This is a genomic window from Streptomyces sp. CWNU-52B (assembly GCF_047444975.1).
Lineage (GTDB): Bacteria > Actinomycetota > Actinomycetes > Streptomycetales > Streptomycetaceae > Streptomyces.
Window position 1 is genome coordinate 298,932 of record NZ_JBLFJV010000027.1, and the last position, 11,450, is coordinate 310,381.

Here is an 11,450-nt window from a genome sequence, read left to right on the forward strand (position 1 = left end):
GCATGACCCGGGAGACCTCGGTGACGGCTGAGGCGGGTGGCGGCATCCACCGGGACGTCGCCCTGGAAGCGCCGGATCCGGCCGGGACAGTGCCGTACGCCGCGGCCGGGGAGCTGACGGAGCGGGCCGGCGGAGTGCCGTGTCCGGTGGGGCAGGCGCTGGGGCAGGGGCCGGGCCGGGGTGGAGAGGTGCCGGACCGAGGCGGCGAGGCGCCGGACCGGGCCCTGGTGCGGATCCGGGATCTGGCCGGAAGGCCGCGCGGCACCGGCTTCGTCGCGGACCACCACGGCACGGTGGTCACCAGCCACGAGGCGGTGGACGGCCTCTCCCGCCTCGTCCTGCACGCGCCCGCCGCGGACCGCAGCTGCCTGGTCACGGCGGACTCGGTCACCGCGCTCCCGGCCCTGGGCCTCGCCCTCGTCCACTGCGACGGCTCCGGATACGGCTCCGGCTCCGACACGAGCCCAGGCTCCGCCTCCGGATACGGCCTCGGTCTCGACCCGCTCCCGATCACGGTCCGGAACTCGGTGCGGACCGGTACGTACGTCAAGATCGCCGCGGGCGGCTGGCGGGAGGCCCGTGTCCTGGGCTCGTCGGCCGTGACGTACACGGCGACCGACCGCCTCCACCCCCTCGCCGCCGCCCTGGAACTGGCGGTCGGCACGGCGGGCAGCGACGCGCTGCGACCCGGGGGAGGGGCGGCCGGCGGACCGGTGGTCGACGTGGCCACCGGCGCGGTGGTCGCCGTGCTGGGCACCGCACTGCACTCCGGCCGACAGGTCGCGGGCTTCGCGGTGCCGCTGAACGCGGGCCGCACGGCTCACGGCGGGCCGCTCGCCGAGCTGCTGGCCCGCAACGCCGCGACGGTCCCCGCGTACGGAGAGGACCTCAATCTGGCGGGTGTGCTGGAACTGACGGCCACCGTCGCGTCCCCGCCCGGATCCGGTGGGGCCCCGCCCGTCGAACGGACCGCGGCGATCAGGGAGTTGACCGCTTTCACCCAAGGTCCGTACGGCGTCCTCGCGCTGGTCGGCGCCCCGGGAAGCGGCCGTACGACGGAACTGTCGGCCCTGGCCGCCCGCCGCAACCAGGGCACGGAACCGGCCCCGACCCTGTGGCTGCGCGGCGCCGATCTGCTGGCCACCGACGGGTCCGTGGCCGACGCGGCCCACAGGGCACTGGAGCGGGCGGGGCGGATCATGACGGCCGCGACCGCGGAAGTGGTCTCCGACCGTGAGACGGCCCGCTTCTCGCCGGTCGCTCCGTCGCCGGGAGACCCGCCGGCCGCCCTTGTGCCACTGGCTGCCGCTGTGCTGCCGGCAGGCACCGCGCCCACGTCCGGCGGCACCCTGCCGGACGTGGGCCATGGGCGAGTCGGGCTCGGGGACATCGGCCCCGAGCGGCTGGCCCGCCTCGCCGGGAACGCCGGGCGGCCCCTCCTGCTCCTCCTCGACGGCCCCGAGGAAATGCCGCAGGGCCTCGCCCACCGACTGCCCGAGTGGGCCGCCGCCACCACCGACTGGCTGCGGGAGCACGGGGTACGCCTCGTCGTGGCCTGCCGGGAGGAGTACTGGGAGCAGGCGGGCGCCCAGTTCCCCCAGGAGCTCCTGTACGGGCCGCGGTGGGGCGCGGACGGGGCGCCCGGGGCGTTTCCCGCCCTGGTACGCCTCGGGGACCTGGAGGAGGACGAGGCACGCGAGGCGCGGGCACGATACAGGATCCCCGAGGGGGCCCTGGACGGCGCCGACGCGAGGCACCCGCTGGCGGTGCGGCTCCTGTCGGAGGTACGGGCCGCGCTGTCCTACGCCCCGCGCGGGACGGTGACACGGGACGAGGTCTTCGCCGCGTACCTCGATCTGATGTGTCTGCGGGTCGCGGTACGGCTCGCCGCGGCCAACGGGCTGCGCGGCACGGCGGTGCGGCGCCTCGCGGCCCGGGTCGCCGGGCAGGTGCACGTGGCGGCACGGCGTTGCCTGGGCCCGGGGGAGGGCGGGCTGGACCGGGCGGCGTTCGAGACCCTGTTCCCGTGGGGCCCGGTGCCCGACCGGCGGCTGGGCGGCTGCGCCGGGTGGGCCCCCGCCGTGCTGACCGAGGGCCTCCTCGTGCCCGCCGGTGACGGTTACCGCTTCGCCCACGAGGAGTTCGCCGACTGGATCCAGGGCACGCACCTCGACCTGGACACGGCACTCGGGGCGCTGACACACCGCAGTGGACCTGAGCGTCCCGAACGTCCTGAGCGCCCGGACGAACCGGCGGAGTCAGGCCCGTCGGCCGTCCCCCGCCACCGCATCGGACCCGTACGGCAGGCCCTGCTCCTCCTGCCGCGTCAACAGGGAGACGATCACCTCACCCTCCGCCTGCGTGAACTGCTCCACGCGCTCGACGGGCCCGCCGCCGACGACCGGGACTGGTGGGCCACCCGGCTGCTCAGCGGCGTACTGCTCCGGGTGCCCGACGCGACCCCACATCTCGGAGTGCTGCGGCATCTCGCCGAGCGGGTGGTGCGGTGGCGGGCGGAAGGGCGGGCCGTGCCGGGGGAGTTCGGCCCCGGCTTCTGGCGCGGGCTGGCCCTGCCGCAGGCGCACCGCTTCGATCTGCTGAGGCGGCTCGTCGTGGCGGACGAGGCGCCGCCCGCCACCGAACCGCGCTACCTGGACGCCGTGTCCGAGATCCTCGTCGCCGACCCGGCCGGTGTGCAGCCGTACCTCACCCACTGGTTCGACGACGACCGGCCGCTGCCCGCGACCCCCGACGCCACCGTCGCGACCGCCGCGCAGGTCCTGCTGCACACCCACCGCCGCCGCGCCCCCGACGACCTCACCGAGGCGCTGGTCGACAGCGGGCACGCGCGCGCGGACGAACTGCTGGACGTGCTCGCGGAGGAGGAGCCGTCCGCTCTCTGCCGCGCGGTCGACCGCTGGGTGCGCGACGGCCGCCCGGCCCGGCGTGCGGTGGCGGCGCACTACGCCCTGCGGGCGGCTCCGTACGTACGCGCCGAGGCGGACCGGGCGCTGTTGCGCCGTGCAGCGCTCGCCCTCTTGGCACGCCCCGGCGACTGCACGCTGCACGGCAGTGCCCTGGCGCTGCTGATCCGCGATCCGCTCACCCGGGCCCGCCATCTGCCGCAGGCCCTGGCCCGCTTCAGAGCCTGCGACCCCCGGCTGCCCGCGAGCGCGCTGGCCGTCGCGCTGCCGACGCATCCGGACGCGGTGCTGGCCGCGTTCCACGACCGCCTGCGGGAACGGGACGACGGCTCGGCACCGCGCACACTCACCGAGGCCACGGCACCGGCACTCGCCCACCACGTCACCGACCTCGTACGCGACGTCGTACAGCGCCGCCCGGACCCGCCCGTATACACGCAGAGACGACGACAGCCCGGCCAAGACCCCCTCCCGGCCCTGCACCCGGCCACCGCCACACCCCCAGCAGACTGACCGCACCCACCCACGCACCTCAGGACCGCGGGGAACGGCGCGATCAGTCCCCACCCCACGCGCACCCACAACCACGTGCCCCCGGTCACAGCACCCATGCCGATGCGGGCCGAGGCGACACGGCATGGCACCCTTAGAGCTGCGTATGAGGCAGACACGGACACGGGTTCGACGAGGAGCGGTCACAGTGCAGCGCTGGCGTGGCTTGGAGGACATCCCCCAGGACTGGGGGCGCAGCATCGTCACCATCGGCTCGTACGACGGAGTCCACCGCGGACACCAGTTGATCATCAGCCATACCGTCGAACGGGCGCGCGAGCTGGGCGTTCCGTCCGTCGTCGTGACATTCGACCCCCACCCGAGCGAGGTCGTCCGCCCCGGCAGCCACCCGCCACTGCTCGCCCCGCATCACCGCCGTGCCGAGCTGATGGCCGAACTGGGCGTGGACGCGCTGCTCATCCTGCCGTTCACGACCGAGTTCTCGAAGCTGTCGCCCGCCGACTTCGTGGCGAAGGTGATCGTCGACAAGCTGCACGCCAAGGCCGTCGTCGAGGGCCCCAACTTCCGCTTCGGCCACAAGGCCGCGGGCAACGTCGCCTTCCTCACCGAGCAGGGCAAGACGTACGACTTCGAGGTCGACGTGGTGGACCTGTACGTGACCGGCGAGGCCGGCGGCGGCGAGCCCTTCTCCTCGACCCTCACCCGGCGCCTGGTCGCCGAGGGCCACGTCGAAGGGGCACACGAGATCCTCGGCCGCCCGCACCGCGTCGAGGGAGTCGTGGTCCGCGGCGCCCAGCGCGGCCGTGAACTGGGCTTCCCCACCGCCAACGTGGAGACGCTCCCGCACACCGCGATCCCCGCGGACGGGGTCTACGCGGGCTGGCTGCACGCGCAGGGCGAGGTGATGCCCGCGGCGATCTCCGTCGGCACGAACCCGCAGTTCGACGGCACCGAGCGCACGGTCGAGGCGTACGCCATCGACCGGGTGGGCCTCGACCTGTACGGGCTGCACGTGGCCGTCGACTTCCTGGCCTTCGTGCGGGGGCAGGCGAAGTTCGACTCCATCGAGGCGTTGCTGGAAGCGATCTCGGACGACGTGAAGCGGTCGCGGGAACTCATCGGTTCGTACGACGCGGGGCGGCCGTAGGCGCCGTTTCTTACGGTGTGTGGCGCAGTTCCCCGCGCCCCTGAAGGCCCTTTCTGCCGGGTGAGGGCGACTACGTCGTGGCGAGTGCGCCGGCCGCCCAGTGGCACGCCACCTGGGAGTCGCCGCCCCCGCCGAGCACCGGCAGGTCCTCGGTGCGGCACGCGTCCGCGACTCCCGCGCGCTCGGCCTCGCCGCTCGCCAGGATCTGGCAGCGGGCGTGGAAGCGGCAGCCCGGGGGGATGCGGGACGGGTCCGGGGGTTCGCCGGTCAGCACGACCGGGTCACCGGGGGCCTCGGGCAGGACCGACAACAAGGCCTGGGTGTACGGGTGTCGGGGTGCCCTCAGGACGTCCTCCACCGCACCCGTCTCGACGATCCGGCCCAGGTACATCACCGCGACCCGGTCCGCGATGTTCCACGCGAGGCCCAGGTCGTGGGTCACCACCAGGGCGGACAGACCGAGTTCGGCGCGCAGGCGGAGCAGGAGGGCCAGGATCTCGCCGCGTACCGACGCGTCCAGGGAGGCCACGGGCTCGTCCGCGACGATGAGTTCGGGCTCCAGGACGAGCGCTCCCGCGATGACGACACGCTGACGCTGGCCACCGGAGAGCTCGTGCGGGTAGCGCAGGAAGAACCGCTCGGGGGGTCGAAGTCCGGCCCGAGAGAGGGCGGTCGACACCGCCTCGCGCTCGTCGCCTGCGTAGGCGTGGATGCGCAGCCCCTCGGCCACCGCGTCGTACACCGTGTGCCGGGGGTTGAGCGAACCGCTCGGGTCCTGGAGGACCAGCTGGACCCGCTTGCGGTACGCCTTGAGGGCGCGCGAGGAGTAGTCGAGCGGCCGGCCGGCGAAGGTGACCCGCCCCGCGGTCGGCGGGACGAGTCCGAGGAGTGAGCGCGCCAGGGTCGTCTTGCCGCAGCCCGACTCGCCGACCAGTGCGACGATCTCGCCGGGCCGGATGTCGAGATCCACGCCGTCGACGGCACGGGCACGCGCTCGGTCGCCCCGCCTGACGGGAAAGAACACCTGAAGGCCCTCGGCGCTCAACAGGGGAGCGGGGGGAGCCGAGGACACCGAGGAAACCGTCTCAGCCGCAGTCATGGACCACTCCTCACATCATCGGCCCCGCCCCCAGCCCCGCCTGGCCCGGCAGGCTTCGCGGGGTCGGCAGGTCCCGTGGTTGGTGTGGGCGGTGTGGGCGTCACCGGACCCACGGCACCCGCAGACTTCACGGCGCCCTCGGCACGCGCAGGCCCCGCGGCACCCGCACGCCTCGCGGGATTCGTAGGCCCGGCAGAGCCCGTAGGCGTCGAGAAACCTGCGGCCCCGGCCGGACCCGCGGCACCCTCCGAACCCGCGGCACCCGCCGGTCTCGCGGGCCCCACCGAACCGGCGGGCGCCGATCCCGCCGAGGCCCCGAGACCCGCAGCGGAGCCCACGTGTACGCAGGCCGCCCTGCGGTCCGGGGCGGTGGGTCGCAAGGCCTGGTCGTCCACGGCGCACGTGTTCAGTGCCACCGCGCAGCGCGGGTGGAACGCGCAGCCGGGCGGCAGCGCGGCCGGGTCGGGCGGGTCTCCGGGCAGCCCGCGTGGCGCGAACCGCGAACCGGCGTCCCCGATCCGCGGGAACGCCGCCGACAGCGCCTGCCCGTACGGGTGCCGCGCGTCCTCGTACACCTCCCGCGCGGGCCCCTCCTCGACCACCCGTCCCGCGTACATCACCGCGAGCCGGTCGCAGGTGTCGGACAGGACCGCCAGATCGTGGCTGATCATGACGAGGCCCACCTCCTGCTCGGCGACCAGCTGCTGGATCAGCCGCAGGATCTGCGCCTGGATCATCACGTCGAGCGCGGTGGTCGGCTCGTCGGCGACGACCAGCCGGGGATCACACGCCAGCGCCATGGCGATCATCACGCGCTGCCGCTGTCCGCCGGACAACTCGTGCGGATACGCCGCCGCCCGCGCCGCCGGAAGCCCCACCTGCTCCAAGAGCTCACCCGCCCGCCTGCGCGCCCCCGCCGCGGTGGCCTTCCGGTGCAGCACGATCGGCTCGGCGATCTGGTCCCCGACCCGGTGCACCGCGTTGAGCGAGTGCATCGCGCCCTGGAAGACGATCGACGCCCCGGCCCAGCGGACCGCCCGTACCCGCCCCCACTTCATCGTCAGCACGTCCTCGCCGTCGAGGAGGATCTGCCCGCTCACCCGCGTCCCGGCCGGCAGCAGCCGCAGCAGCGCGAGCGCCAGCGTGGACTTGCCGCAGCCGGACTCACCCGCGATGCCCACCTTCTGGCCGGCGTCCACGGTGAGGTTCACACCGCGCACGGCCGCCACCCCGCCCGCGTACGTCACTTCGAGGTTCCGTACCTCCAGCAGATGCCGCGCGGCCGGTGTGATCGACGGACTCGACGGGCTCGACGGGACGGAAGGGCTCAACGGGCCACCCCCAGCCTGGGATTGAGGACGGACTCGACGGCACGCCCGCACAGGGTGAAGGCGAGTGCCACGACGGCGATCGCGATGCCCGGCGGCACCAGGTACCACCACTTCCCGGCACTCACCGCACCCGCCTCCCGCGCGTCCTGGAGCAGACCGCCCCAGGAGACGACCGTCGGGTCGCCCAGACCGAGGAAGGCGAGCGTCGCCTCGGCGAGGATCGCGGAGGAGATGATCAGGGTCGTCTGCGCCAGCACCAGCGGCATCACATTGGGCAGCACGTGACGGGACATGACGTGCCAGTGGCCGCCGCCGAGCGCCTTCGCGCGTTCGATGTACGGTCTGGACTCCACGGCGAGGGTCTGCGCGCGTACCAGCCGTGCCGTCGTCGGCCACGTCGTGACCCCGATCGCCAGGATGATCGTGCCGAGCGAACGGGCCATCACGGTCGCCAGCGCGATCGCCAGGACCAGCGTCGGCATGACCAGGAACCAGTCCGTGATCCGCATGATCACCGTCGCGAACCACCCGCGGAAGTGCCCGGCGGTGATGCCGATGACCGCGCCGATCGCGACCGACAGGACGGCCGCGAGCAGACCCACGAGCAGCGACACCCGCGACCCCCACACCACGAGCCCCAGCAGGCTGCGCCCGAACTGATCCGTACCCAGCGGGAATTCGAGGCTCGGGCTCTCCATCGGCTGCCCCGGAGCGCCCGTCACACTCTGTGCGTCGGAGCCGACGGTGAGCGGCGCGGTGAGCGCGATCAGGGCGAAGAGCGTGAGCGCGGCCAGGCCGAGGAGGCCGGACCGGTGGGTGCGGTACCGGGCCCAGAAGCGGGCGGCGGAGGCGCGCCGCCGCTGCCGCGCGAGGGCGCGCGGGCCTGCCTTCGCCACCGGCGGCGGAGCGGCAGCCGGACGGGACGCCGCCACCTCCGTCGCCTCGACCACCTCCGTCGTCTCCCTTGTCTCCCTTGCCTCCATCGCCTCCACCGCCTCCGTCGTGTGCCTTGCCTCCACAGACTTCATCGGTTTCACCGGCTCCATCGGTTCATCCGGGTCCGTCGTCGTCATCGGCCCACCCTGGGGTCGAGCAGCGGATAGATCAGGTCGGCCAGGGTGTTCATCACGATCACCGCGGCGGCGAAGACGAAGAACAGCCCCTGCACCAGCGGCAGATCGGGCACGCTCAGCGCCTGGTAGAAGAGCCCGCCGAGACCGGGCCAGGAGAAGACCGTCTCGACGAGGATCACGCCCGCGACGGTCCGGCCGAGGTTGATGAAGACCAGCGTCATCGTCGGCAGGAGCGCGTTCGGCACGGCGTGGCGGCGGCGTACGGACACGTCCCGCAGGCCCTTGGCCCGCGCGGTCGTCAGATAGTCGCCGCCCATCTCGTCGAGCAGCGCCGAGCGCGTGACCAGCAGCGTCTGCCCGTACTCGACCGCCACCAGCGTCACCACGGGCAGCACGAGGTGATGGGCGACGTCGAGCACGTACCCGAAGCCCCCCTCGCCGCCCGACTCCATGCCGCCCGTCGGGAAGAGGCCCGGGACCGGCCCGATCCCGACGGAGAAGACGATGATCAGCAGCAGCCCCAGCCAGAACGACGGGATCGAGTAGAGGACCAGCGCCAGACCGGTGTTGAGGCGGTCGCCCAGGCCGCCGCTGTGCCAGGCGGCGCGGGTGCCGAGGAAGACACCGATCGCCGTGTAGAGCACGAACGCCGTGCCCGTGAGCAGCAGTGTGTTCGGCAGGGCCTCGCCGATCTTGTCGATGACCGGCGCCCGGAACTGGTACGAGGTGCCGAGATCACCGGTGAGCGCCTTGCCGCAGTAGTCCGTGAACTGCTCCCACAGCGGCAGATCGAGTCCGAACTCCCGCCGGTAGGACGCCAGTTGTTCGGCCGACACCTGGCGCCCGCCGGTCATGAACTTCACCGGGTCGCCGGGGATCAGCCGGAAGAGGAAGAAGCTGGTGACCAGGACGGCGAGCAGGGAGACGGCTGCGCCGCCCAGCTTGCCGGCCACGTACCGCGGGTACGCGGTGCCGCGTACCCGTCGTGGTGCACGGGCCGCGGACGGCCCGGCCTCGGCCGGACCACCGGTCTTCCCGACCGGCGAGGGTGTCGCTTCAGCGGTCATGGACGGGCTCTCACCAGCTCTCACTACCAGGCCACTCTCGGTTGTCCGACCCTGCCGCCAGGGGCTATTCGCGGTCCTCGGCGGTGGCGCGGCGGCGCATCGCGAAGAACACCCCGAGGCCGGTGAGGAGCACGACGCCCGCGACGATGCCGATGATGACGCCTGTCCCGCCCGACCCGTCGGAGGACTCGCTGGCGGCGGCCGGAGTCGCCGACCACCAGCTCCAGTAGCCGTCCTGGCCGTAGATGTTCCCCGCGGCCTCGGGCATCTTCGTGATCGACGCGATCTGGTCCGTGCGGTAGGCCTCCACGGCGTTCGGGTACGCCATGACGTTCATGTACCCGGTGTCGTACAGCCGCGACTCCATCCGCTTGACGATGTCCGCCCGTTTGGTGGCGTCGTACTCCGCGAGCTGCTGGTCGTACAGCTCGTCGTACGTCTTGTCGCAGATGAAGTTGTCGGTCGCGCCGACGTCCTCGGGCGTCGCGGGGAGCGCCCCGCAGGTGTGGATCGACAGGACGAAGTCGGGGTCGGGGTTGACGGACCAGCCGTCGAAGGCGAGGTCGTACTCGCCCGCGAGCCAGGGATCGCTCACGTTGTCCCGGCAGTCGAGCGAGACACCGATGCCGAGTTCGCCCCACCACTCCTGGAGGTACTTCCCGACGGCCTTGTCCTGCGGGTCCGTGGCGTGGCACAGGACGCGGTAGGTGATCGGCTCGCCGTTCCTGCCGACCCGCTCTCCCTCGCTGTTCTTCCTGTAGCCCGCCTCGTCGAGGAGCCGGGCCGCCCCGGCGGGGTCGTACGAGATCCTCTGGCCGTCCGCCGGCTTCCAGAAGTACGGGGAGAAGCGCGGCGGGATGTAGCCCTCGCCCGGTGCCGCGTGACCCTGGAAGACCTTGTCGACGACGGTCCGCCGGTCCACGGCCATGAACAGCGCCCGGCGGACCTTGCGGTCGCGCAGCGACTCGTGACCGTCGCCGAACTTCTTGCCGTCCTTGGTCCGGGCCCCCGGGTTGGTGGCGAGCGCGTAGAAGCGGCGGCCGGGAGCGTCGTTGACGGTGACGTCGTCCTGGCTCTTCAGCGCGGCGGCCTGCGCGGGCGTCAGCCCCGAGACGAACGACACCTCGCCCTTCTGCAGGGCCGCGACCGCCGCGTCACCGTCCTTGTAGTACTTGAAGACCAGCTCGTCGAACTTCGGAGCCCCGCGCCAGAACGACTTGTTGGGCTTCAGCCGTACGTAGCTGTCGGCCTTGTACGCCGCGAGGACGAACGGGCCGTTGCCGACGACCGGGAAGCTCTTGTCGTTGTTGAACTCGGAGAAGTCGTCGACCTTCTCCCAGATGTGCTTCGGCACGATCGGCACGTCAAGGGCGGCCATCGTGGCCTGCGGCTTCTTCAGCCGGATGACCAGTTCGGTGGGGCTGGGGGCGGTGACCTTCTCGAAGTTCGCGACGAAGCTGCCGTTCGCGGTGGCCGCGCCCTCGTCGGTCATCATCGTGTTGAACGTCCACGCCGCGTCCTCGGCGGTGGCCTTCTCGCCGTCCGACCATGTGGAGTCGGAGCGGATCGTGTAGGTCCAGGTGAGCTTGTCGGCGGAGGGCTTCCACCGGGTGGCAAGACCCGGGACCGCGTGGTTGTCCTTCGGGTCGTAGTTGGTCAGGTACTCGTACGTCAGCCGGTGGATGCTCGTACTGACCAGCCGCGCCGCCAGGAACGGGCTCAGTGAGTCGACGCTCTGCGCCACCGCGACCGTGAGGACCCGCTTGCCGTCCTTCGCCTCGGCCTGCTGGGGCGCCGGGTTGAGCGGGGTCACCAGACCGGCCGTGAGGGTGAGGGCGGCGGCGCCGGCCGCGGCGAGGAGCCGGAGGGCGGTGCCTGTCGGTCCGTGGACGGTGCCTGTTGTTCCGTACCGGTCGTGTGTGTCCATGGCTCGCTGACCTCACGTCGTCGCTCGCACGGAGACGGGCTGTCGCACTGCTTGATCCGGTGCCCGCGGCCGGATTGATGTGAGTGTCTATCAGCGCTGGTCGGCATGCGTCAACGGCGCGTGAACCCCGTGTGGCCTGCGGAAATAACGAGGTGACTCGGAATTCACGGTCATTGGTCCAGACCGGTGAAGAGGGCCTGGTCGGAGGCCGACGGCGCAGAACGGCGCAGAACATCGCTGGTACGGCGGTGTTTTGGCGCCGGGCGCGCGAAGCCCGCTCCGGCGCACGCCGAGGGCCCGCGCCGTGGGTACGGGGCGGGCCCTCGGGGTGGAACACGGGCAGAGGACAGGCAGAGGACAGGCAGCGGA

7 protein-coding genes are annotated in these 11,450 nt (G+C 72.7%); 2 read left to right on the forward strand and 5 right to left on the reverse strand.

All coding sequences use genetic code 11. The annotated features are described in order from the left end of the window. Window positions 1–2: 2 nt before the first annotated feature. Both ACLVWQ_RS25885 and ACLVWQ_RS25890 read left to right on the forward strand, forming a co-directional pair. The gene (locus tag ACLVWQ_RS25885; RefSeq protein ID WP_414111553.1) at window positions 3–3,437 is read left to right on the forward strand and encodes a serine protease; all 3,435 of its coding nucleotides are present in this window, start codon (window positions 3–5) and stop codon (window positions 3,435–3,437) included. 187 nt (window positions 3,438–3,624) lie between these two features. Then, a complete protein-coding gene (locus ACLVWQ_RS25890) occupies window positions 3,625–4,584 on the forward strand; it encodes a bifunctional riboflavin kinase/FAD synthetase (RefSeq protein ID WP_414111554.1) in 960 nt (319 codons plus the stop codon). A 70-nt stretch (window positions 4,585–4,654) separates the two neighbouring features. Here ACLVWQ_RS25890 and ACLVWQ_RS25895 read toward each other — a convergent pair whose 3' ends face one another. The 5 genes from ACLVWQ_RS25895 to ACLVWQ_RS25915 form a co-directional block, all read right to left on the reverse strand. Next, complete coding sequence (locus ACLVWQ_RS25895; RefSeq protein ID WP_414111555.1) at window positions 4,655–5,683, reverse strand: oligopeptide/dipeptide ABC transporter ATP-binding protein; 1,029 nt, start codon at window positions 5,681–5,683, stop codon at window positions 4,655–4,657. Then, window positions 5,680–7,014, reverse strand: coding sequence for an ABC transporter ATP-binding protein (locus ACLVWQ_RS25900; RefSeq protein ID WP_414111556.1), 1,335 nt, complete (start codon window positions 7,012–7,014; stop codon window positions 5,680–5,682). Before ACLVWQ_RS25900 ends, ACLVWQ_RS25895 begins: the two co-directional genes overlap by 4 nt. Further along, window positions 7,011–7,997 carry an ABC transporter permease gene (locus ACLVWQ_RS25905; RefSeq protein WP_414111588.1) on the reverse strand — a complete coding sequence of 329 codons (987 nt, stop codon included), beginning with the start codon at window positions 7,995–7,997 and terminating at the stop codon, window positions 7,011–7,013. Before ACLVWQ_RS25905 ends, ACLVWQ_RS25900 begins: the two co-directional genes overlap by 4 nt. Before the next feature lie 86 nt (window positions 7,998–8,083). Further along, on the reverse strand, window positions 8,084–9,154 hold the full coding sequence (locus ACLVWQ_RS25910) for an ABC transporter permease (RefSeq protein ID WP_414111558.1): 1,071 nt from the start codon (window positions 9,152–9,154) through the stop codon (window positions 8,084–8,086). 64 nt (window positions 9,155–9,218) lie between these two features. Further along, window positions 9,219–11,081 (reverse strand): ABC transporter substrate-binding protein, encoded by a 1,863-nt coding sequence (locus ACLVWQ_RS25915; protein ID WP_414111559.1) that lies wholly within the window; start codon window positions 11,079–11,081, stop codon window positions 9,219–9,221. Window positions 11,082–11,450 lie beyond the last annotated feature (369 nt).

Bases quoted from the DNA above. Each gene is read 5' to 3' on its own strand.
- ACLVWQ_RS25905 (WP_414111588.1), bottom strand. From the start codon at position 7,997: ATGGAGGCAAGGGAGACAAGGGAGACGACGGAGGTGGTCGAGGCGACG.
- ACLVWQ_RS25895 (WP_414111555.1), bottom strand. From the start codon at position 5,683: ATGACTGCGGCTGAGACGGTTTCCTCGGTGTCCTCGGCTCCCCCCGCT.
- ACLVWQ_RS25910 (WP_414111558.1), bottom strand. From the start codon at position 9,154: ATGACCGCTGAAGCGACACCCTCGCCGGTCGGGAAGACCGGTGGTCCG.
- ACLVWQ_RS25885 (WP_414111553.1), top strand. From the start codon at position 3: ATGACCCGGGAGACCTCGGTGACGGCTGAGGCGGGTGGCGGCATCCAC.
- ACLVWQ_RS25915 (WP_414111559.1), bottom strand. From the start codon at position 11,081: ATGGACACACACGACCGGTACGGAACAACAGGCACCGTCCACGGACCG.